General features: G+C 66.9%; 25 protein-coding genes. 16 read left to right on the top strand and 9 right to left on the bottom strand.

What is annotated here, in order from left to right:
* Positions 1-35: 35 nt before the first annotated feature.
* Positions 36-632, bottom strand: a complete 597-nt coding sequence (locus ACSQ9I_RS18490) for a C40 family peptidase (protein ID WP_436292722.1) — start codon at positions 630-632, stop codon at positions 36-38.
* 207 nt (positions 633-839) lie between these two features.
* On the opposite strand from ACSQ9I_RS18490, the gene ACSQ9I_RS18485 reads away from it, so the two are divergent.
* Together ACSQ9I_RS18485 and ACSQ9I_RS18480 are read left to right on the top strand one after the other, a co-directional pair.
* The gene (locus tag ACSQ9I_RS18485; protein ID WP_436315775.1) at positions 840-1,949 is read left to right on the top strand and encodes a PQQ-dependent sugar dehydrogenase; all 1,110 of its coding nucleotides are present in this window, start codon (positions 840-842) and stop codon (positions 1,947-1,949) included.
* Between the two features lie 72 nt (positions 1,950-2,021).
* The gene (locus ACSQ9I_RS18480) at positions 2,022-2,621 is read left to right on the top strand and encodes an isochorismatase family protein (RefSeq protein WP_093108134.1); all 600 of its coding nucleotides are present in this window, start codon (positions 2,022-2,024) and stop codon (positions 2,619-2,621) included.
* A 15-nt stretch (positions 2,622-2,636) separates the two neighbouring features.
* On the opposite strand, the gene ACSQ9I_RS18475 is transcribed toward ACSQ9I_RS18480, so the two are convergent.
* Positions 2,637-3,566, bottom strand: a complete 930-nt coding sequence (locus tag ACSQ9I_RS18475) for a LysR family transcriptional regulator (RefSeq protein WP_436314039.1) — start codon at positions 3,564-3,566, stop codon at positions 2,637-2,639.
* Between the two features lie 106 nt (positions 3,567-3,672).
* Between ACSQ9I_RS18475 and ACSQ9I_RS18470 the strand changes: the two genes are divergently transcribed.
* Positions 3,673-5,199, top strand: coding sequence for a CoA-acylating methylmalonate-semialdehyde dehydrogenase (locus ACSQ9I_RS18470; RefSeq protein ID WP_436304514.1), 1,527 nt, complete (start codon positions 3,673-3,675; stop codon positions 5,197-5,199).
* Between the two features lie 24 nt (positions 5,200-5,223).
* Here ACSQ9I_RS18470 and ACSQ9I_RS18465 read toward each other — a convergent pair whose 3' ends face one another.
* From ACSQ9I_RS18465 to ACSQ9I_RS18445, 5 genes are read right to left on the bottom strand one after another with little or no spacing between them, the layout of a single operon-like run.
* On the bottom strand, positions 5,224-5,772 hold the full coding sequence (locus ACSQ9I_RS18465; protein WP_436314038.1) for a TIGR00725 family protein: 549 nt from the start codon (positions 5,770-5,772) through the stop codon (positions 5,224-5,226).
* Positions 5,723-6,544 carry an ABC transporter permease gene (locus ACSQ9I_RS18460; protein ID WP_436315774.1) on the bottom strand — a complete coding sequence of 274 codons (822 nt, stop codon included), beginning with the start codon at positions 6,542-6,544 and terminating at the stop codon, positions 5,723-5,725. The genes ACSQ9I_RS18465 and ACSQ9I_RS18460 overlap by 50 nt, the downstream gene beginning before the upstream one ends.
* Positions 6,545-6,550: 6 nt before the next feature.
* Positions 6,551-7,630 (bottom strand): extracellular solute-binding protein, encoded by a 1,080-nt coding sequence (locus ACSQ9I_RS18455; RefSeq protein ID WP_436314037.1) that lies wholly within the window; start codon positions 7,628-7,630, stop codon positions 6,551-6,553.
* A 41-nt stretch (positions 7,631-7,671) separates the two neighbouring features.
* A complete protein-coding gene (locus ACSQ9I_RS18450) occupies positions 7,672-8,700 on the bottom strand; it encodes an ABC transporter ATP-binding protein (RefSeq protein ID WP_436314036.1) in 1,029 nt (342 codons plus the stop codon).
* Positions 8,697-9,497 (bottom strand): ABC transporter permease, encoded by an 801-nt coding sequence (locus ACSQ9I_RS18445; protein WP_436292728.1) that lies wholly within the window; start codon positions 9,495-9,497, stop codon positions 8,697-8,699. The genes ACSQ9I_RS18450 and ACSQ9I_RS18445 overlap by 4 nt, the downstream gene beginning before the upstream one ends.
* A gap of 146 nt (positions 9,498-9,643) precedes the next feature.
* Between ACSQ9I_RS18445 and ACSQ9I_RS18440 the strand changes: the two genes are divergently transcribed.
* Positions 9,644-10,552, top strand: a complete 909-nt coding sequence (locus ACSQ9I_RS18440; RefSeq protein ID WP_436292729.1) for a LysR substrate-binding domain-containing protein — start codon at positions 9,644-9,646, stop codon at positions 10,550-10,552.
* A gap of 38 nt (positions 10,553-10,590) precedes the next feature.
* Here the strand turns inward: ACSQ9I_RS18440 and ACSQ9I_RS18435 are convergent, their stop codons facing one another.
* Positions 10,591-11,721: a 3-deoxy-7-phosphoheptulonate synthase gene (locus ACSQ9I_RS18435; protein ID WP_436314035.1), complete on the bottom strand. Its 1,131-nt coding sequence runs from the start codon at positions 11,719-11,721 to the stop codon at positions 10,591-10,593.
* Between the two features lie 109 nt (positions 11,722-11,830).
* Between ACSQ9I_RS18435 and ACSQ9I_RS18430 the strand changes: the two genes are divergently transcribed.
* Positions 11,831-12,862 (top strand): isocitrate/isopropylmalate dehydrogenase family protein, encoded by a 1,032-nt coding sequence (locus ACSQ9I_RS18430; RefSeq protein ID WP_093108128.1) that lies wholly within the window; start codon positions 11,831-11,833, stop codon positions 12,860-12,862.
* Positions 12,863-12,906: 44 nt separating this feature from the next.
* Here the strand turns inward: ACSQ9I_RS18430 and ACSQ9I_RS18425 are convergent, their stop codons facing one another.
* Positions 12,907-13,953 (bottom strand): sigma 54-interacting transcriptional regulator, encoded by a 1,047-nt coding sequence (locus tag ACSQ9I_RS18425; protein ID WP_436314034.1) that lies wholly within the window; start codon positions 13,951-13,953, stop codon positions 12,907-12,909.
* Between the two features lie 336 nt (positions 13,954-14,289).
* On the opposite strand from ACSQ9I_RS18425, the gene ACSQ9I_RS18420 reads away from it, so the two are divergent.
* Genes ACSQ9I_RS18420 through ACSQ9I_RS18370 form a run of 11 tightly spaced genes read left to right on the top strand, consistent with a single transcriptional unit; the run spans position 14,290 to position 23,020 of the window.
* Positions 14,290-14,568 (top strand): hypothetical protein, encoded by a 279-nt coding sequence (locus ACSQ9I_RS18420; protein ID WP_436314033.1) that lies wholly within the window; start codon positions 14,290-14,292, stop codon positions 14,566-14,568.
* On the top strand, positions 14,565-16,730 hold the full coding sequence (locus tag ACSQ9I_RS18415; protein WP_436314032.1) for an ATP-binding protein: 2,166 nt from the start codon (positions 14,565-14,567) through the stop codon (positions 16,728-16,730). Before ACSQ9I_RS18420 ends, ACSQ9I_RS18415 begins: the two co-directional genes overlap by 4 nt.
* Positions 16,720-17,550: a Pvc16 family protein gene (locus tag ACSQ9I_RS18410; protein ID WP_436314031.1), complete on the top strand. Its 831-nt coding sequence runs from the start codon at positions 16,720-16,722 to the stop codon at positions 17,548-17,550. Before ACSQ9I_RS18415 ends, ACSQ9I_RS18410 begins: the two co-directional genes overlap by 11 nt.
* 18 nt (positions 17,551-17,568) lie before the next feature.
* Positions 17,569-18,750, top strand: a complete 1,182-nt coding sequence (locus ACSQ9I_RS18405; protein WP_436314030.1) for a phage tail sheath family protein — start codon at positions 17,569-17,571, stop codon at positions 18,748-18,750.
* A gap of 11 nt (positions 18,751-18,761) precedes the next feature.
* On the top strand, positions 18,762-19,187 hold the full coding sequence (locus ACSQ9I_RS18400) for a phage tail protein (RefSeq protein ID WP_436314029.1): 426 nt from the start codon (positions 18,762-18,764) through the stop codon (positions 19,185-19,187).
* A 16-nt stretch (positions 19,188-19,203) separates the two neighbouring features.
* Positions 19,204-19,569: a phage tail assembly protein gene (locus ACSQ9I_RS18395; RefSeq protein ID WP_436314028.1), complete on the top strand. Its 366-nt coding sequence runs from the start codon at positions 19,204-19,206 to the stop codon at positions 19,567-19,569.
* Entirely contained in the window at positions 19,521-19,730 is a 210-nt protein-coding gene (locus ACSQ9I_RS18390) for a DUF6760 family protein (RefSeq protein WP_436314027.1), read from the top strand. The genes ACSQ9I_RS18395 and ACSQ9I_RS18390 overlap by 49 nt, the downstream gene beginning before the upstream one ends.
* 28 nt (positions 19,731-19,758) lie before the next feature.
* Complete coding sequence (locus ACSQ9I_RS18385) at positions 19,759-20,499, top strand: hypothetical protein (RefSeq protein ID WP_436314026.1); 741 nt, start codon at positions 19,759-19,761, stop codon at positions 20,497-20,499.
* A gap of 3 nt (positions 20,500-20,502) precedes the next feature.
* Positions 20,503-21,156: a CIS tube protein gene (locus tag ACSQ9I_RS18380; RefSeq protein WP_436314025.1), complete on the top strand. Its 654-nt coding sequence runs from the start codon at positions 20,503-20,505 to the stop codon at positions 21,154-21,156.
* Complete coding sequence (locus ACSQ9I_RS18375) at positions 21,156-22,349, top strand: phage late control D family protein (RefSeq protein ID WP_436314024.1); 1,194 nt, start codon at positions 21,156-21,158, stop codon at positions 22,347-22,349. The genes ACSQ9I_RS18380 and ACSQ9I_RS18375 overlap by 1 nt, the downstream gene beginning before the upstream one ends.
* 5 nt (positions 22,350-22,354) lie before the next feature.
* Positions 22,355-23,020: a phage baseplate assembly protein V gene (locus ACSQ9I_RS18370; RefSeq protein ID WP_436314023.1), complete on the top strand. Its 666-nt coding sequence runs from the start codon at positions 22,355-22,357 to the stop codon at positions 23,018-23,020.
* Positions 23,021-23,030: the final 10 nt, after the last annotated feature.

Here is a 23,030-nt window from a genome sequence, read left to right as displayed (position 1 = left end):
CGACGGCGGGTTTCTTTTTTGGTGAACTCTCCGACTCAGTCGCCCGTATTGGCGTTGATCTCGCCCTGCGCCGCCTGCACGCGACGTGCACCGCTGAAGCGGCGCTGCCAGTAGCTTCCACTCATGTCCTCGACGCGGACCTGCGCGCCGGGCTTGGGAGAGTGAATGAACTTGCCTTCGCCGACGTAGATGCCGACATGGCTGAACGCGCGGCGCATGGTGTTGAAGAACACGAGGTCGCCGGGCTTGAGTTCGCTGCGATCGATTTTCTGGGTGGCGGCGGCCTGTTCTTCGGCGCGGCGCGGGAGCAGGTGGCCGACCGTCTGGTTGTACATCGCGCGCACGAAGCCGCTGCAGTCGAAGCCGGTTTCCACCGTGTTGCCGCCGCGGCGGTAGGGGACGCCCAGAAAACCGATGGCGGTAACGACCAGATCGGAGGTGCGATCGACGACGGTTTGGCGAACCTGCTGAAGCTGATTGATCAGCCCCTTGTCGGCAAGCAGGGAATCCAGTTCTTCGGTACGGTCTTGTTGCGGTGCGGCATGGGCGGCAAATGCAATCAAGAGGCAGGCGGGTAGGAGAAATCGCATGGCGCGTAGGATATGGATGACAAATAGCGATGTCAATTTCATGCGGATTCGGGATTCTGCACGCAACCCATTGTCCTGGCTACGTTTTTTACATTCGCTGATTTTATGAAATGTAAAGCTCTCCGTTATCAGCCATAAGTTGTTCCGTGATGTAAAGCGAAAGTTTTTAGTTATGGGTGATACTTTTTCGCCTGGTGCGCTTTCACTCATTTCGAAGGATCTCTCATGAATTCATCGAAAGTATTCAAGATGGTTCGGTTTCGGATTGCGTTGCTCTCGGGTCTGGCGATCGCCGCAGTGGGTGTCGCGATGGCGGCGCCGCGGCCGGAGGTGGTCGCTTCGGGTCTCGAAAATCCCTGGGGCGTGGGCTTTCTTCCCGACGGCCGCTTCCTGGTGACCGAGAAGTCCGGCCGCATTCGCGTCGTCGGTGCCGACGGCAAGCTGGGTGCGCCCGTGGCCGGGCTGCCCGCCATCGCCACCGGCGGCCAGGGCGGGCTGCTGGATGTGCTGGTGGACTCGGCCTTCGCCAGGAACAGGACCTTCTATTTCTGCTTCTCCGAACCCGAGGCGGGTGGCTCGGCCAACAGTACGGCCCTGGCGCGTGCGCAGCTGTCGGCCGACGGCAGCCGTCTCGAAGGCCTGAAGGTGATCTTCAGCCAGCGCCCCAAGGTCGCCAGCCGCCACCATTTCGGCTGCCGCATTGTCGAGGCGAAGGACGGCAGCCTGTTCCTGACGCTGGGCGATCGCTTCAGCCGCAAGGAAGACGCGCAGAAGCTCGACAACCACCTGGGCAAGCTCGTGCGCATCGCCAAGGACGGCAGCGTGCCCGCGGACAACCCCTTCGTCGGTCGAGCCGGTGCGCTGCCCGAGATCTGGAGCTATGGCCATCGCAACGGCCAGGGCGCCGCGCTGGCGCCCGACGGAAAGCTCTGGATGCACGAGCACGGTCCGCAGGGCGGCGACGAGATCAACATCCCCGAGGCCGGCCGCAACCACGGCTGGCCGGTGATCACCTATGGCGAGAACTACGGCGGCGGCAGGATCGGCGACGGCATCACGCGCAAGGACGGGCTGGAGCAGCCGCTGCACTACTGGGTGCCTTCGATCGCGCCCTCAGGCATGGCCTTCCTGACCAGCGATCGCTACGGCACGGGCTGGAAGGGGAATCTCTTCGTGGGATCGCTCAAGTTCGGCTACCTGGATCGCATCGAGCTCATGGACGGCAAGGTCGTCGCCGAGCACAAGCTGCTGGAAGACGGCAGGGCGCGCATCCGCGATGTGAAGCAGGGGCCCGACGGGCTGCTCTACGTGCTGACGGACGAGTCCGACGGCAAGCTGCTGCGCTTGCGGCCGAACTGAGCGGCCCGATCGGGCCGGTCTGTTCGGTGGTACGGTCTAGCCCCCTCGCTTTTTCGTGAAAGACTCCGCCTCATGCTGCTCGATGCATCGCAATCCCAACTGGTCCTGGTCGACTACCAGGCGCGCCTGATGCCGGCGATCTTCGAAGCGGAGGCCGTGGTCGAGAACGCGGTGCGGCTCGGCCGGATGGCCCGCCTGCTCGAGGTGCCGGTCTGGGGCACCGAAGAAAACCCCTCGAAGCTCGGCGAGAACCTGGCCGACATCCGCGCCCTGTGCCAGCGCACGCTGGCCAAGATGCATTTCAGCGCGGCGGAAGAGGGGCTGGGCGAATGGCTGCGCGCGCCTGCCAAGGCCCCCCAGGGCAATGCACGCAGTCTGCCCAAGCACTTACAGAAGGCGGCGGCCGCCGAAGAGCGCAACACCATCGTGATCGCGGGCTGCGAAGCCCACGTGTGCCTGCTGCAGACCGCCCTCGATCTGCTCGAGGACGAGTTCGAAGTCTGGGTGGTGACCGATGCCTGCAGTTCGCGCACGGAGCGCAATCGCGATGCGGCCTTCGACCGCCTGGCCGGCGCCGGCGCGGAACTCGTCACCACGGAGATGGTCGGCTTCGAGTGGCTGCGAACGGCCGAGCATCCGCGCTTCGATGAAGTGCTGGCGCTGATTCGCTAGCGAAGCGCGGCCGCGTCAGGCCGCGAAGCCCGCCGCGAAGGCCTCTCGCAGATAGGAGACGAAAGCCTCCACCGCGCGCGGCACATGGGCGGAGTAGGGGCGAATCGCATACAGGCGCTCGCCGAAAGCGCCCACCGGCCGCCACTGCGGCAACACCTCTACCAGCCGGCCCGCCTGCAGGCCGGATTGCGCGCTGAAGTCCGGCAGCAGCGCGATGCCTAGACCTGTCGCCGCCCCATCGCGCAACGCCTCGCTGTTGTTGGCGGCGAACGGGCCGCTGACCGGCACCGTCGCCTGTTCGCCATCGGCGTCGCGCACGAAGCTCCAGGCGGGCGTGTCCTGCGTCCGCGGGTAGTGCAGGCAGTCGTGCTTCGCCAGGTCCTGCGGCAGGTTCGGTACGCCGCGGCGGCGCAGGTAGGCGCGACTCGCGACCAGCACCGAGCGGGTGGGCGCCAGCATCCACGCCACGTGCGTCTCCGGCGGCGCGGCGGTGTGCCGCACGGCGAGATCGAAGCCTTCCATCGCGAGCGAGCGCAGGCGATCCGACATGTCCAGCTCCAGGCGCACTTCCGGGTAGGCACGCAGGAAGTCTGCAAGGCGCGGCACCAGCTGCTGGCGCGCGAACGCCACCGGCGCCGTCACCCGCAGCAGGCCGCGCGGCGCGCTGGCCAGGTCGCGTACGCTGGAGAAGCTGTGCGCGATCCGCTCGAAAGGCGCGCGCATGTCGTCGACCAGGCGCTGGCCGGCCTCGGTGAGGCGCACGCTGCGCGTGGTGCGGCGCACCAGCGGCACGCCGGCGGCGCGCTCCAGCTCGGCGATGCGCTGGCTCATGGCCGCCTTGCTGACGCCCAAGCGGGCCGCCGCCGCCGTGTAGCTGCCTTGCTGCTCCAGGACGATCAGCCAGTGCAGATGGGTCCAGAGCAGTTCAACTTTTTTGTCATCCATGGCTCTATTGTTCACTATGGCAAACAATCAATTCAGCGCCAGCGCCTAGGCAACAGCGGCGCGGCTTTCTAGACTGGCCGCCTTTCCCTCCACTACCGGCCCGGCCATGACCACCAAGATCTCCGTTCCCACCCCGATCGCGCACTACATCGCGGGCCGTCGTGCCGGCGGAGCTTCGTCGCGTACCCAGGACGTCTTCAATCCCGCCACCGGTGCCGTGACCGGCAATGTCGCGCTGGCCAACCGCGCCGACGTCGATGCGGCGGTGGCCGCCGCGCAGGCCGCCTTTCCCGCCTGGGCCGACACGCCGCCGATCCGCCGCGCGCGCGTGATGTTCAAGTTCCTCGAGCTGCTCAACCGCCATCGCGACGAGCTCGCCCATCTGATCACGGCCGAGCACGGCAAGGTCTTCACCGACGCGCAGGGCGAGGTCACGCGCGGCATCGACATCGTCGAGTTCGCCTGCGGCATCCCGCAATTGCTCAAGGGCGACTACACCGACCAGGTCTCCACCGGCATCGACAACTGGACGCTGCGCCAGCCGCTCGGCGTGGTGGCCGGCATCACGCCCTTCAACTTCCCGGTGATGGTGCCGATGTGGATGTTCCCGGTCGCGATCGCCGCCGGCAACACCTTCGTGCTCAAGCCCAGCCCGACCGACCCCAGCGCCTCGCTGCGCATGGCCGAGCTGCTCAAGGAGGCGGGCCTGCCCGACGGCGTGTTCAACGTCGTTCAGGGCGACAAGGAGGCGGTCGACGCGCTGATCGAGCATCCCGATGTCAAGGCGATCAGCTTCGTCGGCTCGACGCCGATCGCGAACTACATCTACGAGACCGGCGCGCGCCACGGCAAGCGCGTGCAGGCGCTGGGCGGCGCCAAGAACCACATGGTGGTGATGCCCGACGCCGACATCGACCAGACGGTGGACGCGTTGATCGGCGCGGGCTACGGCTCGGCCGGCGAGCGCTGCATGGCGATCAGCGTCGCGGTGCTGGTGGGCGACGCGGCGGACAAGATCATGCCGAAGCTGATCGAACGCGCGAGGACGCTCAAGGTGCTCGACGGCGAGAACCTCGCGGCCGAGATGGGCCCGATCGTCACGCGCGCGGCGCATGAGCGCATCACCGGCTACATCGCGCAGGGCGAGAAGGAAGGCGCGAAGCTGGTGGTCGACGGCCGCCGCTTCGATGCCGCGCAGGCAGGCGAGGGTTGCGCCAACGGCTTCTGGATGGGCGGCACGTTGTTCGACCACGTCACGCCCGAGATGCGCATCTACAAGGAAGAGATCTTCGGCCCGGTGCTTTCCTGCGTGCGGGTGCACGACCTGAAGGAGGCCGTGGACCTGATCAATGCCCACGAGTTCGGCAACGGCGTCGCCTGCTTTACGCGCGACGGCAACGTGGCGCGCGAGTTCTCGCGCCGCGTCCAGGTCGGCATGGTGGGCATCAACGTGCCGATCCCGGTGCCGATGGCCTGGCACGGCTTCGGCGGCTGGAAGAAGAGCCTGTTCGGCGACATGCACGCCTATGGCGAGGAAGGCGTGCGCTTCTACACCAAGCAGAAGTCGATCATGCAGCGCTGGCCCGAGAGCACGCCCAAGGGCGCCGAGTTCGTGATGCCGACGGCGAAGTAAGCGGCACTCCGCCGTTTCGGATCCTCAGGCAAGCAGGCAGGCCGCGACCCTGCCCAGCAGCTCGTCCACGTTCTCGGCGGGCACAGCGCCGGGCAGCGAGACGTCGCCGTACATCACGAACACCGCCTTGCCCCATTTGAGGCCGAGCGCCATTTCCGACAGCGTTCCCATGCCGCCGCCGATCGCCACCAGGCACACGCCGCTGCGCGCGATGATGGCGTTGCGCATCTCGCCCATGCCGGTCGGCACGGCCACGCTGAGCCATTCGTTGGCCGCGCGGTCGTCCTCTTCAGGCAGGATGCCGAGCGCGATGCCGCCCGCCTCGACGGCGCCGCGCGAGGCGGCTGCCATCACGCCGCCGCGCCCGCCGCAGATCACGGCCATGCCCGCGCGCGCAAGATGCCAGGCCACCGCGTAGGCGGCATCGCATTCGCGCAGGCCGCCATCGCCGGGCCCGATCACGGCCACCGGCTGCCGGTGGCGCGCCGGTCCCCGCTGCCTTTGCGCCAGGCGCTCGAGCGCCTCAATGACCGGCACCGACAGCACCGCGTTCGCGTCTGCGCGTAACGACATCACCTGCTCCCATCACGATCACACACGCCACCATCAGCACCAGCGACAAGGCTGCTGCCATCGAGAAGTCCGACCCGCCGTCGCTGACCTGGGCCAGCAGCATCAGCGGAAGAATGTTCAATTGCGTTCCCACCAGCGCCAGCGCGGTACCGTAGGTGCCCATCGCCAGCGCCGCCACCAGGCAGGCATTGGAGAGCACCGAAGGCGCGACCTCCGGCACCACGGTATCCCGGAACGCCCGCGCGCGCGAGGCGCCCAGCGTGCGCGCCGCCAGCAGCGGCCGCGTGTCGAGGTTGGCGAACACCGGATAGAGCGAGAGCGCCACGCGCGGAATCAGGTAGTACGCATAGGCAAAGCCCAGCCCCGACACGCTGTAGATCCAGCTTCCGACCTCGGCCGGATCGGCGCCCAGTCCGGCGAGCAACTGCGTGACGAAGCCCGCGCGCCCGAACGCCAGAATGAAGCCGTAGGCGATCACCAGTCCGGAGAAGGCCAGCGGCAAGCCCAGCAGCGTCATCATCCATTGCCGGCGAGGCTCGGGCTGCCGCGCCAGTTCGATCGCGATGCAGGTGCCGACCAGGGCCGACAGCGCACCGGCCACCAGGCCGAGCGCGAGCGTGTTGCGCAGCGCGCCGTAGAAAAGCGGGTTGGCAAAGAGGCGTGCGAAGGCGCCGCCGCCTTCGGCGAAGGCCTCGGGCAGCAGCGCCACCAGCGGCGCCAGAAAGAACAGCGCCATGAAGGCCCAGGCGGGCCAGGCACCGAAGCGCCGCATCATCGCCTACTTGCCCACCGTGGCCTGGGCCCAGAGGCGGTCCACCTCGGCCTTGCGCTCCGAGGCCTTGACCACATCGAGCGGACGGACCTGCGGCGCAGCCGGCATCCTGGCCGCAACATCCGGCGCGAGCGGCGTGCCGGGCACCGCAGGTCGCACGAAGCCCTGCGCGAAGAGCGACTGGCCGGCTTCGCTCATGATGAAGTTGAGCCACAGCTTGCCGGCGTTCGGGTTCGGTCCGTTCTTCACCAAGCTGATCGCGTAGGGCGCCGCCACGCTCGCTTCCTTCGGGATCACCACTTCGGCCGCGTCGCCCATCCCGTCGACGTATTTGGCCTTCAGGCCGTCGTTCTCGTAGCTGATCCAGATCGGAATCTCGCCCTTGAGGAACTTGGCATAGGGCGTGGTGCCTTCCACGCGAAGCACGTTGCCGGCCGAATGCAGCTTGCCGAGGTAGTCGGTGCCGGGCTGCACGTTGTCCACGCCGCCGCCGTTCGCGTAGGCCGCGGCGAAAGTCAGCACCTGGCCGATGCCGGTGGAGCGCGGGTCGAGGTAGACCACCGTGTTCTTGTACTCGGGCTTGAGCAGGTCGGCCCAGCTCGCGGGGATGTTCTTCACCAGCTTCTTGTTGATCAGGAAGGCGATGTTGAGCGTGTGGATGGTGAACCAGCGCCCCTCGGGCTCCTTGAACACGGCCGGCAGCTTGTCGAAGGAAACGGGCTTGAAGGGCGCGACCACGTCCTTCCTTGCGGCATCGACGGCCGAGGCGGCAAAGTAGTACGCGGTGTCGGCTTGCGGGCGGCGCCGGGTCTTCTCGAGCGCCACCACGGTCGCCGCGGAGCCGATGTCGTTGTAGGTCAGCTCGATGTCGGGGTAGCGCTTCTTGAAATCGCGGAACAGCGATTTCCAGTTGGCCCATTCGGGTCCGGTGTCGAAGGAGACGCACAGGCCCTCCTTCTGCGCTTCGGCATAGAGCGCCTTTTCGCCGACGTAGAGCTCGGGTCCGTCGAAAGCAAAGGCGGTGCGGGCGGCGAGCGCTGCCAAGGGCAGCGAGCCGGCGGCCTGGATCAGGTGTCTGCGTTGCATGAAGTGCTCCTGGGTACGGGTTGGGATGGATGTCGGCGGCTTCAGTCGTCCAGCAGCCGGATGTGCTCGGGCGCGACGGCGATGGCCTGGGAAGCGGCCGCGCGCGATTCGGCAAGAAAGGGCTTGCCGGCGCCGGACACCTCGAAGTCGTAGCGCGTGAGTGCGCCGAGATAGCGCTGCGCGCTGGTGCGGCCCGCCAGGCGATTGAGGGCGTCGGGTGCCGGGTCGGGCTGGACATGCTCGGGGCGGATCAGCACATGCACCGAGGTGCCCGTTGCGCGCCCCTGCGTAGCCGCCGCCAGCAGGGCGAATCCGAGGTCGATGCGGTCGGGCGCTGCCACGGTGGCCGGCAGCACGGTGGACAGGCCCACGAACTCGGCCACCGCGCGGCTGGCCGGCTGTTCGTAGATCTCGCGCGGCGTGGCGATCTGCAGCAGACGGCCGTCCTGCAGCACGGCGACGCGGTCGGCCATGGTCAACGCCTCTTCCTGGTCGTGCGTGACCAGGAGCGTGGTGGCGTTGAAGCGCTGCTGGATCGCGCGAATCTCGTCGCGCAGGCGGCCGCGCACGCCGGCATCGAGTGCCGAGAGCGGCTCGTCGAGCAGCAGCGCGCGCGGATCGATCGCGAGCGCACGCGCCAGTGCCACCCGCTGCTGCTGCCCGCCCGAGAGCTGCGCGACCGCGCGTTGCGCGAAGCTGCCGAGGCCGACAAGGTCCAGCAGTTCCTGCGCGCGCTTGCGGCGAGCGCCGGTCGCCACCTTGCGCAGTTTGAGGCCGTAGGCCACGTTGTCCTGCACGTTCAGATGGGGAAACAGTGCATAGCTTTGAAACACCATGCCGATATGCCGCCGGTGTACCGGCTTGCCGGACAGATCCTCGCCATCCAGGGCAATGCGGCCGGTGTGGCCGGTCTCCAGGCCCGACACCAGCTTGAGGAGCGTGGACTTGCCCGAGCCGCTCGGGCCGATGACGGCGACCAGCTCGCCGGTGCGCACATCGAGCGAGACGTCGTCGAGCCCGTGCGTGCTGCCGGGGTAGGTGTAGCGGACGTGATCGAGAACCAGGCTCATGCGCTTTTTTTCACGAGAGAGGAAGACAGGAAGGCCGAGGCGCTGGCCAGCAGCAGCAGGATCACGGTCGATGCGCAGGCAAAACCGGTCGCGCCGTAGAAGGCCTGCAGCAGCACCACCGGATAGGTGCGGTTCTGGAAGCTGGTGAGCAGGTTCGACAGGCCGAACTCGCCGACCGAGATCGCCGCCACCATCACCAGCCCGCTGAGCAGGCTCTGGCGCAGGCTCGGCAGCACGATGCCCGCGAACTGCTGCCAGCCCGAGGCGCCCAGCGTGGCTGCAGCCTGCTCCAGTCGGTCCAGGCCGAGATGGCGCAGGTCGGCCAGCAGCGTGTTGGTGAGGTAGGGCAGCGTGTTGATCGCATGCGCTGCGATCAGCAGCGGCATCGAGCCCAGCCAGGGCAGCCAGTCGGTGTTGAACACGATCACGTAGCCGAAGCCGAGCGTGATGGCGGGCACCGCCACCGGCATGGCGCTGACGATGCGGGCCGCGAAGCTGCCGCTGCGGTGCGCGCCATGGTAGAGCGCATAGGCCAACGGCAGCGAGAGCACGGTGTTGATGGCGCAGGCCGAGAGCGCAACCACCAGGCTGTTGAAGAAGGCCTTGCGGAAGGAACTGTCCTGCCACAGGTCGACGTACCACTGGCCGGTGACGCCCTGGGGCAGCAGGCTGTTGGTCCAGCTGCCGCCCGCGCTGCCGATCACCAGCAGTGCGATCGGCAGCAGCAGGTAGAGGCCGTAAGCCAGTGCGGCGCCACGAATCAAGCTTGTCTCCCAATCTTGCGCTAGCCCGGTCATACTTTCCGGATGCTCTAGTGTTGGCTGCACAAGATCGTGTCAGCACCGGAATTCTAGGAAGACGGGGCACGCGAATGCGTGAATGTTGGATCACATCGATTGAGCAGAAGGAAAGTGTTTTTCACCGACATGTCATCTTCCGAACCATGAAACGCGACTGCCCCACCATCCAGGAATTGCTGGCCTTCGATGCGGTGGCGCGCTACGAGAGCATCACGCTCGCGGCCGGCGCCCTGTGCATCACCGTGAGTGCGGTCAGCAAGCAGGTCGCCGGGCTGGAGGCCTTCCTGGGTCGTCCGCTGCTGCAGAAAAACGGCCGCGGCGTTCAACTCACCCCTCAGGGCCGGGTCTACTGGCAGAAGGTCGCGGGTGGCTTGCGTGCGATCGAAACCGCCACCTTCGAGGCCCGATCCGGCGATGCCGGCGCCGGCCTTCTCACGCTGGCGAGCGTGCCGACCTTTCTCACCAAATGGCTGATCCCGCGGCTGCCGGCCTTCAGCCAGAAGAGCCGGCATGTGACGCTGAATTTCAGTCGCCATCTGGAGCCGACCGACGGAATTCCTGCCGGTGTCGACGCCGCCATCCGCTATGGCTCGGACGGTTGGCCGGGCGTGGTCTCCGAGTACATCGCGGGCCGCGAATTCGTGCTGATCGTCTCGCGCGCGCTGGCCGCCGGCCAGCACCGCATCGCGCAGCCGGCCGACATCCTCGGCCACACCTTGCTGCATCACGAGGGCGCGCCGACCGCCTGGCGGCAATGGGCGTCGCAGCATGGGGTGGCCGAAATACAGACCGTCGCAGGACCCCGCTTCGCTCAGTACTCCGCGCTGATACAGGCCGCACTGAACGGGCTCGGCATCGGCCTGGTGCCGAAGCTGCTGGTGCAGGAGGAATTGGCGGAGGCTTCGCTGCAGAGCCCCTGCGGCGCGCCGGTGACGGTCGACCAGGGCCACTACCTGTGCTATCGGCCGGATCGCCTGAACCTGCCCGCGTTCGCCGCGTTTCGGGAATGGCTGCTGGCCGAAGGGCAGAAGTCGCGCGGCGCCGAGGACTGAGGGCGCCCGGACCGCCGGCAACGAACCGCAGCTTGCGTTCAACGACGTCCGTCGGAGAGCCGCCGCCGCGCCCGAACCGCGGCGGCAAGTTCCTGCAGCACCGGCACCGTCTGCGAAAAACCGATGCATGCATCGGTGATCGACACGCCGTGCTTGAGCGCGACGCCTGGAACCAGGTCCTGCCGGCCTTCCTCCAGGTGGCTTTCGATCATCACGCCGGCGATGCGTCGCTCGCCGGCGGCGATCTGCCCGGCCACGTCCTGCGCGACCTCGATCTGGCGCTGGTACTGCTTGCTGCTGTTGCCGTGGGAGACGTCGATCATGACCTGCTCGCGCAGGCCCAGCGCGCGCAGCGCCTCGCAGGTCGCGGCCACATCCGCGGCGGCATAGTTGGGCGTCTTGCCGCCGCGCAGGATGACGTGGCAGTCGTCGTTGCCGCGGGTTTCGAAGATGGCGGCCATGCCCATCTTCGTCATGCCCATGAACGCATGCGGAGCCCGCGCCGCAAGGATCGCGTCGGCCGCGACCTTGATGCTGCCATCGGTGCCGTTCTTGAAGCCGACCGGGCAGCTCAGTCCCGAGGCCAGCTGCCGGTGGCTCTGGCTTTCCGTCGTTCGTGCGCCGATGGCGCCCCAGGCAATCAGGTCGGCGATGAACTGCGGGCTCAGCAGGTCGAGGAACTCCGTGCCGGCAGGAAGGCCCAGCGTCGTCAGCTCCAGCAACAGGCGCCGCGCCCGCTCGAGGCCTTCATTGATCGCGAAACTGCCGTCGAGGTGCGGGTCGTTGATGTAGCCCTTCCAGCCCACCGTGGTGCGCGGCTTCTCGAAGTAGGTGCGCATCACGATCAGCAGGTCGTCCTGCAGCTCGTCGGCCACGGCTTTCAGCCGGTGGCCGTATTCGAGCGCCTGGTCGTGGTCGTGGATCGAGCAGGGGCCCACGACCACGACGAGCCGGTCGCTGCGGCCATGCAGCACGTCGGCGATCGCCGCGCGGCTGGCTTCCACCAGCGCGAGCGTGTCGTCGCGCACCGGGACGCGTTCCTGCAGCAGCGCAGGCGTCATCAGCGGGCGGACGGCGCCGATGCGTACGTCGTCGATGCGGGTGGTATCGATCGTGCTGTCGCGGGAGCCGATCTCGGCGTCATGGAGGGGGTCGTCAAGTCTGGTCATGTGTTCGGTCGCGGCGCGGTTCATGCGTGGGGACCACCGGATTGTCCGTCGATAATCGCCCGGTCCGCGCTGCCGAATCGAGCGCTTCTTTACTTCCTGGAGTCACCCCATGTCCGATGTCATTCCCGCAACCTTGATCGCCGGGGACGGCATCGGCCCCGAGATCGTCGATGCGACGCTCGCCGCCCTCGATGCTTTGCACGCGCCTTTCGAGTGGGATCGCCAGGTTGCCGGCCTCGCCGGCGTGCAACTGGCTGGCGACCCGCTTCCTGCAGCCACGCTGGACAGCATCCGCCGTACGCGTCTTGCGCTGAAGGGACCGCTCGAAACGCCATCGGGCGGCGGCTATCGGTCCTCGAACGTTCGCCTGCGCGAGGAGTTCCAGCTCTACGCCAACCTGCGCCCCGCGCGCACCATCATTCCCGGCGGCCGTTTCGACAACGTCGACCTGATGGTCGTGCGCGAAAATCTCGAGGGCCTGTACATCGGTCACGAGCACTACGTGCCGATCGACGGCGATCCGCATGCAGTGGCGATGGCCACCGGCATCAACACGCGCCAAGGCAGCCGCCGCCTGCTCGAATATGCATTCGAGACCGCCGTCGCGACCGGCCGCAAGAAGGTCACGATCGTGCACAAGGCCAACATCATGAAGGCGCTGACCGGCATCTTCCTGGAGACCGGACTCGAGCTGTACGAACGCAAGTACAAGGGCAAGTTCGAACTCGACACGGTCATCATCGACGCCTGCGCGATGAAGCTGGTGCTCAACCCCTGGCAGTTCGACATGCTGGTCACGACCAACCTGTTCGGCGACATCCTGTCCGACCTGGTGGCGGGGCTCGTCGGTGGTCTGGGCATGGCGCCCGGTGCCAACATCGGCGCCGACGCGGCCATCTTCGAAGCGGTGCACGGCTCAGCGCCCGACATTGCCGGCAAGGGTGTCGCGAATCCGACCGCGCTGCTGCTGGCCGCCGCATTGATGCTCGATCACTGCAAGCTGCCGGAACTCGCGGGGCGCTTGCGCAAGGCCATCGACGAGACGCTGAACATCGACAAGGTGCGCACGGGCGACCTGGGCGGCAGCGCCGGGACCGCCGCTTTCACGAAGGCGCTGGTGAGCCGAATAGCCGGCGGCTGAGTCGTTGCCGCGCTGAGGGTGCAGCGGCCGGTGCCGCGAAAGCTTCACTTCACGCCCGGCACTGCCGACGAATCTTCGGCCCCATTGGGCCGGACGATCGCGTACTTCTTCGCCAGCTTGCTCAGCGACGCGCGCTGCATGTCGCACAGCCGCGCGGCTTCGCTGATGTTGCCGTTGGTCATCGCCAGCGCGTCTTCCACGAAGCGGCGTTCGACAACGTTCAGCGCCGAGCGCTTCGCTTCGCGCAATGACGAGCATGCGGCGATGGCAACACTCGACGGCGCGGCGCCCGCGCAGGCCAGCGCGGGCGCGCTCGCCAGCAGCGCATCGGCCTCGATGCAGAGGCCCGTGCTTGTCAGGTGCGCCCTGAGCAAGGTGTGCTCGAGTTCGCGCACATTGCCCGGCCACGTGAACGCGCGCAGCAGTTCGAAGCCCGCGCGGCTCACCGTCTTCGGCGGACCACCGGTGGTTCGCGCCGCCTTCTTCAGCAGATAGGGCACCAGCAGATCGAGGTCGCCGGGGCGCGCGCGCAGCGGCGGCAGTTCGACGCGGAGAACATCGAGCCTGAAGAAGAGATCGGCGCGGAATTCGCCGCGCCGCACCTGCTCGCGCAGGTCGGAGTTGGACGCGGCGACGATGCGCACGTCGGCATGCTGCACCTGGTCTTCGCCGACCGAGCGAAACGAAGCATCCTGCAGAAAACGCAGCAGCGCCACCTGCCCGCGCGGCGTGAGCGCCTCGACTTCGTCGAGGAAGAGCGTGCCGCCTTCGGCCTGGCGAACGAGGCCGCGCCGCGCACGGCTGGCGTCGGTGAAGGCGCCGCGCGCATGGCCATACAGCTCGCTTTCGATGAGTGTGTCGGGCAGCGCGCCGCAGTTGACCGGAATGAAAGGCCTGTCACGCCGAGGGCCCAGGTAGTGCGTGGCGCGGGCGACGAGTTCCTTGCCGGTTCCGCTTTCTCCGACGACGAGTACCGGCGCGGTGCAGGACGTGTAGCGCACCATCAATGAAATGGCTGTCTTGAAAGCCCGCGACGCGCCCACGATGCCGGCGCCGAACTGCGCATGTTCCATCGAACAGCCTTCGTCCATGCGAGTGCTCCTTTCGATCGAGCACGTCGATCGACGGGGGATTCTAGGAAGGCGACGTGCGTACGAACATCGTCCAAACGGGGTAGTGCGGACCGTGTGTTCCTTGCACATCCGTGTCGTTGTCGACACGGTCTCTTCGATCGCGCGATCACGAAGGGCGACGAAGGGTGTAGGTGCGTCGCGGCCTTGCGGTGGGGCCGTGTCTTTTCGCACTCGGGCCACAAGAAGCACCGCGCCACAAAGGCAATCAAATCAAGCACTTGCGCGTTGCGCGGGCTTGGCACGCTTCGCGCATGAAGTGTCACGCACTTCCATCCAATGAAGACAAAAGTTGCCGTGATATCCAACTCATTGCAGATCGCGGAAGTGGTGGAGACGATCCTCCGCTACATCACCGCCCATCCGGATGCCTGCGATTCGCTCGAAGGCATCAGCGACTGGTGGCTGGCGCGGCAGCGGCACGAGGACGCTCGCAGCGAGGTCGCCGCCGCGGTCGAGCAGCTGGTCGCGCGCGGCCAGATCGAGGCTTCGACAGGGGTCGACGGCCTCACGGTCTACCGCGCGGCCCGTCGTCGGATGAATGCCGATCGGACAGAACCCAGGAGGCTCCATTGAGCTTGGATCATGCCGCAAAGACCCAGGCGCCCGCGCCCGACTTCCAGATGGAAGGGCTGTGGGATGCGCTCGGCCGGCTCGACGGCATGCTGGAAAGAGCCACGACCGCTGCCGATGCCGCGGCGGCTTCCACAGCGTCCGCCGGGGTGGAACCCTATCGCGGTCTCTACATCACGGCAGACGATGTGCAGCGCCTGATCAGGCGCAATCCCGGCGAGCCCACTTTCGCCGGCACCGGCGCACCGGGCACGGGAGCTGCAATGCCGGCAAGCTCGCGCTTTCCATGGCTGCAGCAGGTCTTCGGGCTCGATGCGATCGACCTGGACTTCGTGCTCATCGCCCTCGCGCCGGAAGTCGATCTGCGCTACGAGCGCCTCTTCGCGTACTTGCAGGACGACGTGACGCGCCGTCGACCCACGGTGGATCTGAGCTTGAATCTGTTGTGTGCAACGCGCGAGGCAAAGATCGTCGGCCGCCGCCGCTTCGCGCCCGACGCGCCGTTGATGCAGCACCGGCTGCTGCAACTGGTGCCCGATGGAGCGGGTCCGCCGCCTCCCTTGCTGGCGCAGTACCTGAAGCTCGAAGAACCCATCGTGCGCTTCCTGCTTGGGCAGCCGGGCGTCGACGCGCGGCTTCAATCGATCGCGCATCTGGAGATGGCGCCTTCCGCCGAGGGCGGCACGGAGCAGAGCCCGGCGGACCATGCATTGGCGCACGTGCTGGCAGCCGGCGACTCGGCGCACTGCTACCTCGAAGGGCCCGCCGGCGGAGCGAAGTACGCGGCAGCCGCAAGGCTCGCGGCAAGGCTTCGGCTGCCATTGCTGGTGGTGGATCTCGGCAAGGCCGTCGCGCTCATGGGCGAGTTCGATGCCGCGCTCGACGCCTTGTTCCGCGAAGCCCGCCTGCACAACGCAGTCCTTCACATCACCGGCTTCGATGCCGTGCTCGGGCAGGACAAGTCGAACGAGGCGCGGGCCTTGCAATCGCGCTTGGAGGATTCGCGCAGCGTCGTCGTCATCGGGGCAGGCGAGCGTCCTTGCAGCGCCCGCTTCAACACGATGACGTCGATCAACGTCGCACCGCCGACCTTTGCCGAACGCTGCGCGCTGTGGGCTTCCGAGTTGCGCGAGCAGCGCATCGAGATCGATGGTCGAGGCATCGACGAACTGGCCTCGCGCTACCGGCTCGGCGACGCGCAGATTCGCAACGCCGTCGGCAGCGCCGGCAGGCAGGCGGCGCTGGGCCGGAGCCGGCCCGATATCTCGGCGTTGGCGAAGGCGGCGCGGCAGCAGGTCGCGCGCGACCCCGGCACGCTCGCGCAGAAGATCAAGCCCTTCTATGGCTGGGACGACCTGGTGCTTCCGGACGACCAGATCGCGCAGCTGGAGGAAGTGTGCCGGCAGGCACGCTTGCGGCATGTCGTCTACGACGACTGGGGCTTCGATCGCAAGCTTTCGCTCGGCAAGGGACTGAGTGCGCTCTTCACCGGCCCGCCCGGCACAGGCAAGACGATGGCGGTCGAAGTGATCGCGAACGACCTGGGCCTGGAGCTCTTCAAGATCGACCTCTCGCAGGTCGTGAGCAAGTACATCGGCGAAACGGAGAAGAGCCTCGACCGGCTCTTCGCCGAAGCGCGCGCGGGCAACGCGATCCTGTTCTTCGACGAATGCGACGCCCTCTTCGGCAAGCGGACCACGGTGCAGGATGCCCACGACCGCTACGCCAACATCGAGGTCGCCTACCTGCTGCAGAAGCTGGAGGAGCATGAAGGGCTGAGCATCCTGGCGACCAATCTGCGCCAGAACCTCGACGTCGGTTTCACGCGGCGGCTCAGCTTCATCGTCGAGTTTCCCTTTCCAGACGAGCAGAGCCGGCGTCGCCTGTGGCAATCCATCTGGCCGGCGCAGGTGCCGCGAAGCAAGGACCTCGACCTCGAGTTCATGGCAACGCAGTTCAAGCTGCCCGGCGGCGCGGTGAAGAACATCGCGGTGGCCGCGGCCTTTCTGGCAGCAGGGGACGGCGGCGAACTCCGGACCGAACACCTGTTGTGGGCGGCGCGACGCGAGATCGAGAAATCGGGACGCCGGGTGGCGGGCTCCGAATTCGGCCCTTATGGCCAGAAGGTCGAAGCGCTGGCGGCGGAGGGACGTCATGATTCATGAGGTCACCGAGAGCCTCGAGGCTTTCCTGAAGCAGCCCGGGCTCCAGCCCCCGCTGCGCGACGCCGCGATCCGCTTCGACCGGCCCACCGATCCGTATGCGCTCGACCAGACGACGGTGAATCTCTTCCTGTTCGAGGTCCGCGAGAACCTCGAACTTCGCTCGAACGAAAGCGTCACGCGCCGCGTCGGCGGGCAGTCCTTCGTCGAACCGCCGGCCTACCGCGCCAATTGCCTTTATCTCGTGACCGCATGGCCCGTGGGCGGCACCGACCTGCCGAAGCAGGAGCATCAGCTGCTGGCCCAGGTGCTGCAGCTGATCGCCGGCGCGCCCGTCATTCCGCCGGCCTTCCTCACGCCCCAGTTGCAGCTGCAGGAGCCGACGCTGCCGATGATGGTGGTTCAGCCCGACGGCGTGCGCAACCCCGCGGAGTTCTGGGCCGCGATCGGCAACCGCATCAAGGCCTCGCTCCTGGTGTCGGTCACAGTGTCGCTGCAGGTCTTCGATACGGCGGAGTATCCGAGCGTCATCAGCAGCGGCATCCGCCTGAAGACCGTTCCGGGCGGCGCCGATCTCGACGCGCCTTTCTTCCGCATCGGCGGCACCGTGCTGGATGCGGCTTCGGCGCCCGTCGTCAATGCGGGCGTGAGCGTGGTCGAGCGCGGGCGCAGCACGCTCACCGATGCAGAAGGCAGGTTCTCGTTGTCGGCCTTGCCGGGCGGCAATTTCACCTTACGCGTGACGGCGGGTGCCGTGACGCAGGACCGGGCCATCGTCGTCCCGGCACCCGCGCTGGGCGGCTACGACGTTCAACTGACTTGAGTCGAGGAGAAACAAGCGATGCCTACCTATGAAGCGCCTGGGGTGTACGTCGAGGAAGTTCCACCATTGGCCAGGCCGATCGCAGGCGTCGGCACCAGCACGGCCGCGTTCATCGGCGTGGCCGATCGGCTCGACCCGGCGGACGTCGGCAAGCCGAAGAAGTTCACCAACTGGAGCGAGTTCGCGGCCTTCATCAAGGGCGCCGCGCCGACCGACACCACGCCGATCTACACCACCGCGAACCGCATGTTGGCGTTGGCGGTATTCGGCTTCTTCAACAACGGCGGCACCACCTGTTATGTACTGCCCGTCGCCGCGGCCGACATGGCCAATCTGGACCCGGTGCTCGAGAAGCTGAAACCGATCGACGAGATCGCGATCGTCGCCGCACCCGGCGTCGAGGATGTCGCCCGCAAGGTCCAGATCATGACGCACTGCATCAACATGCAGGACCGCGTGGCGCTGCTCGATGGCGTGAAGTTGCCGACCTCCGACAGCACGCCGGCCGACATCTACGGCGGCCCCATGCCCGGGCCCGGACCCGCAACGCCCGACCAGTTCAGCTATGCCGCCATCTACTTCCCATGGGTGAAGGTCTTCAACCCCTTGTTCGTCGAAGGCGGGGCGGAGCCGAAGCTCATCGATCAGCCGCCGGGCGGACACGTCGCCGGCATCTGGGCGCGCGTCGATGCCGCGAGGGGCGTGCACAAGGCGCCGGCCAACGAGGGGGTGCTAGGTATCGTCGACCTGGAGCGTCCGATCGACAAGGACAAGCAGAAGGCCCTGAACCCCGACGGCATCAACGTCATACGACCCTTCGGCGGCGCGCCGATGGTCTATGGCGCGCGCACGCTCGGCGGCAAACGCAACGGCGAGTACACCTACCTGAACGTCCGGCGCTTCATGAACTTTCTCAAGGAGTCGATCGACGAAGGCACGCAGTTCGTCGTCTTCGAGCCCAACAACCCCGCGCTCTGGCAGCGAATCATCCGCTCGGTGAGCGACTTTCTCTACAACCAGTGGCGCGACGGCGCCTTGTTCGGAGAGACGCCCAAGCAGGCCTTCTACGTGAAGTGCGACGCGGAAACCAACCCGCCGAGCCTTCGCGAGCTCGGCCAGGTCATCACAGAAATCGGCGTGGCGGTCACCAAGCCTGCCGAGTTCGTGATCTTCCGCATCCAGCAAACCACCGGTGAATAGGAGAGACGCTCATGGCCAGAAAGGATCCCTACAGAAACTTTCGATTTCTCGTCGAGATCGAAGGCATCGTGCAGGCGGGTTTCTCCGAGTGCAGCGGCTTCGGCTCGAACATCGAGGTGATCGAGTACCGCGAAGGCGGCGAGGCCGCGACGGTGCGCAAGCTGCCCGGAAAAATCTCCTATCCCGACATCACGCTCAAGTGGGGCGTGACGGATTCGCGGGAGCTCTACGACTGGCACCTGGCCGCCGTCAACGGCACGATCGACCGGCGCAACGGCTCCATCATTCTCCAGGACGACGCAGGGCAGGAGAAGGTGCGCTGGAACTTCTTCAGCGCCTGGCCGAGCAAGTACGACGGGCCGGACTTCAACGCCAAGGGCAACGACGTGTCGCTGGACAGCATGACCGTCAGCTGCGAACGCGTCGAACGCGCGTAGCGGCGAGGAGCGCGCGATGTTCCAGACCGAATACGAGTTCACGCTGCCGCTGGGCTATGTGGATGCCGAGGGCGATCTTCACCGCGAGGGCGTGATGCGGCTGGCCACGGCGGCCGACGAGATCCTGCCGCTCAAGGACCCGCGCGTGCAGAGCAACGAGGCCTACTTGACGGTGATCCTGCTGTCGCGCGTGATCGCGCGCCTGGGCGCCGTGGCGCAGGTCACGCCGAAGGTGGTCGAGGGGCTGTACGCGGCCGACCTCGCTTACCTGCAGGAGTTCTACAACCGCATCAACCGCAGCGGCAAGGCGACCATCGAGGCCGAGTGCCCGAGATGCGCCCACGAGTTCGCGCTGGAGATGAACAGCCCGGGGGGATCGTAGGCTACCCCCTGCCGGCGCTGTACAGGGAGGTAGCCTTTATCGCCTATCACTTTCACTGGTCGCCGCAAGCGGTGCTGACGCTCGAGCATGCCGAGCGGCAGCGATGGGTCGAAGAGATCTCGGCGATCAACGAGCGAGCGAACAGCGAAGCGAATCCGTAGCGTCAAGCAGCTTCAACCAGGAGTCGGCGTGAACAGATGGCAAGGATGGGCGCGGCAATTGCGGCGGCAGCATGGCCGGCGCGAGGCCCGGCATGCGCGGGGGGCGATGGTGCTGCTCCAGCGCGGCGGCGGCATGCCTTCGCAGGTGCTCGTCACGGCATGGCGGCCGATCGTGCAGGTTCATGCGCGCTTCGGCGTGGTGCGGCCCGTCAACATGCCGGCGCTGCCGGCAATGCGGGAGAGGAGACAGGTCTTCGTCCATGGGCCTGGCGTGTCGCCGCATCGTCAGCTGGACCCCGCAGCGTCGCGCCCCATGGCTGCCGCCGAACGCGAGCAGCCGCCCGCGTATGCGGCGCCGCGCTTCGCATCGCCGGTCTTCGCGCAGGCGCATCACAGGCATGCATCCGCGCAGTTTCCGCAAGCGAGCATCGCACCGATCTTCGATCCGGCCCGACAGTCGCATGCCGCTTCCGTGGTCGCCGCGCAGGCGGCGGAGCTCGTCACGCGACTGCACCGCCGCGCGGCACGGCAGGAGCTGTCGCCGCCTTCGAAGCCCGCGGTGCTGGTCGCCGCGCATCGCATGCCCGCGCCGGCCGCGGCCGCGCCGGCGAACGCATGGATGCCCGCGCCGATGTCGCCGGTGCAATGGGAGGAGGGCAGGGCGCCGTCGCCGGCCGCCGCCGTCAATGTCGAAGCGCTCACTGGCCTCGTGATACAGCAGATCGACCGCAGGTTGATCGCGTACCGCGAACGGATGGGGAGGGCCTGAAGCATGGCGCTGGCAAAGGCAAGGATCACGATCGAGCACAGCGGGCAGCAGTTCGACGTGATGTTCAACCCCGAGGAATACAGCCTCAACAAGGACAACAACTACGCCTCGCAGGCGATCCCGGGGTTGAGTTCTCCCATCCTCCAGTTCGTGCACGGCAACCTGCGCACGCTGGAGATGGAGCTGTTCTTCGACACCACCGATGTGCGCACCGACGTGCGCAACGAAACGCAGAAGGTGGTCGACCTGCTCAAGATCGATCCGGAGCTCCATGCGCCGCCCGTGGTGCGCGTGGCCTGGGGCTCGCTGCAGTTGCGCTGCGTGCTGGCGCGCGCCAACCAGAAGTTCATCAAGTTCCTGGAAGACGGCCGGCCCACGCGGGCGCGCGTCACCGTGAGCTTCAGCGAGTTCATCGACCCCGAGCGCGAGGCCAAGGAAGTCAACCGCCAGACGGCTGATTTCAGCAAGGCCTACACGGTCCAGCCCGGCGACACGCTCACGGCCATCGCCTTCCGCTTCTACGAGGATCCGGCGCTGTGGCGGCCGATCGCGGTGGCCAACCGCATCGACGATCCGCGCAGCATCGCGCCGGGCCAGGCCTTGCACGTACCGGCGCTGCCTTTCACCGATCCGGCCAGCGGGGAGGTAACCGTCTGATGCGCCTCGCTCCTGAATTCGCGCTCGGCATCGATGGCAATGCCATCCCGGCTGCGTTGCGCGCTTCCATCGTCAGCATCAGCTACACGGATGGCATCGAAGGTGCCGACCGGGTGGAGGTGAGCATCGCCAATCCCTCGCTGCAATGGCTCGACCATCCGCTGCTGCAGGTCAACAACGAGTTCCGGCTGTCGATCGGCTATGCGCCCGGGCCGCTGGAGGAGGTGTTCGTCGGCGAGATCACTGGCATCGAGCCCTCGTTTCCCGCGAGCGGCATTCCGATGATTCGGCTGACGGCGCAGGACCTGCTGCAGCGGCTTCAGATCGGCACCAAGGACCGCTCGTTCCGCATCAAGATTCCATCGGTCGGCAACTTCCCTCTGCCCGATTCCGCCGTGGCGGCCTTGGTGAGCGGCACCAATGGCCTGATTCCCGACCTCGATCCGGTCGGCGGCACCTTGTCCACGCTGATCGGCCTGGCCACCTTCCTCGCGTTTCCGCAGTTCGCCCAGATGTCGGTGCGCAAGCAGAGCGGCGTCAACGACTTCCAGTTCCTCACCGAGGTGGCGAAGGACAACGGCTGGCAGATGTACATCGATCACACGGCCCAGCCGCACGGCCGGGTGCTCAAGTTCCAGTTCCTGATCCAGGACTACGCGCCCAGCCTCACGCTCAAGTGGGGCGCCTCGCTGATGGATTTCACGCCGCGGCTGTCCACGGTCGGCGAGATCGAGGGCGTGGCGGCGCGCGTCTGGGTCGACAGCATCAAGATGGACTTCGTCATCGCGCTCAATTGGGACTACGACCGCGCGATGTTCAACCTCTCCATCACGCCCGGCGGCGAGCTGGGCGAGCTGCTGGCGCCGGGCAAGGTCACCACGATCAAGCCGGCCAGCTACGCCACGGCGCCGCGCAAGATATTGAACGAGCTGCTGCCCAAGCTGAACAACCGGCTCACGGGCTCGGGCAGCACGACGGGCGATCCGCGCATCAAGGCCAGCCGCGTGGTGAACCTCGAAGGCCTGGGCGGCCAGTTCGGCGGCCTCTACCGCATCACCTCGGCCACCCACACCATCGACGGCGGCGGCTACAAGACCAGCTTCCAGGCGCGCAAGGAGGTCTGGTTCGGCTCCATTCCCGCACCCAAGGGGGCCGGCGGGCTGGTGCGTTTACAGGGGCAGTTTTCTGTCTGAACACCATGGATGAAGCACTGTTCGAACGGCTGGAGCAACTGGGCCCGGAGTCCGTGACCGAAGGCTTCGCCATCGCGCCCGGCATCGTCACCAACAACCTCGACGCCATCTCCGAAGGCCGCGTGCAGGTGCGCATTCCGTCGATCCCGGCCATGGAGCCCTGGGCGCGCATGCCTTCGATGGGCGGCGGCTCGGGGCGCGGCTTCCTGTGGATTCCGCAGATCAACGACGAGGTGCTGGTGGCCTTTGCGCAGAACGACGCGAGCGCGGCCTATGTGCTGGGCGGCCTGTGGAGCACCGCCGACCGGCCGCCGCTCACGCTGCCCAACGATTTCCTGGTCAAGCGCGTCATCAAGACCGGCATGGCGGGAGGGCTGGGCCACGAGGTGGTCTTCGACGACCTGACGCAGTCCATCACCATCACCAGCAGCACGCAGCAGAAGATCACCATCGACCCGCTCTCGATCAAGATCGAGAACACCGCGGGCACGCTGTCGATCGCGCTGGACAACGCATCGCAGACGGTCAGCGTGCAGTCGGCGCTGAAGATCGAGCTCAAGGCCACGCAGATCTCGCTGGAGGGCGTGCAGGTGGACATCAAGGGCTCCATGGTCAACATCCAGTCGTCGGGCCCGTGCACCGTGCAGGGCCTGCCGATCAAGCTGAACTGAGGAAGCGGAC

This window comes from Variovorax sp. LjRoot84, assembly GCF_964254305.1.
In the GTDB taxonomy this organism is placed as follows: Bacteria; Pseudomonadota; Gammaproteobacteria; order Burkholderiales; family Burkholderiaceae_C; genus Variovorax.
Note: the sequence above shows the minus strand (reverse complement) of the source record. Positions and strands in the feature narration are given on the sequence as shown.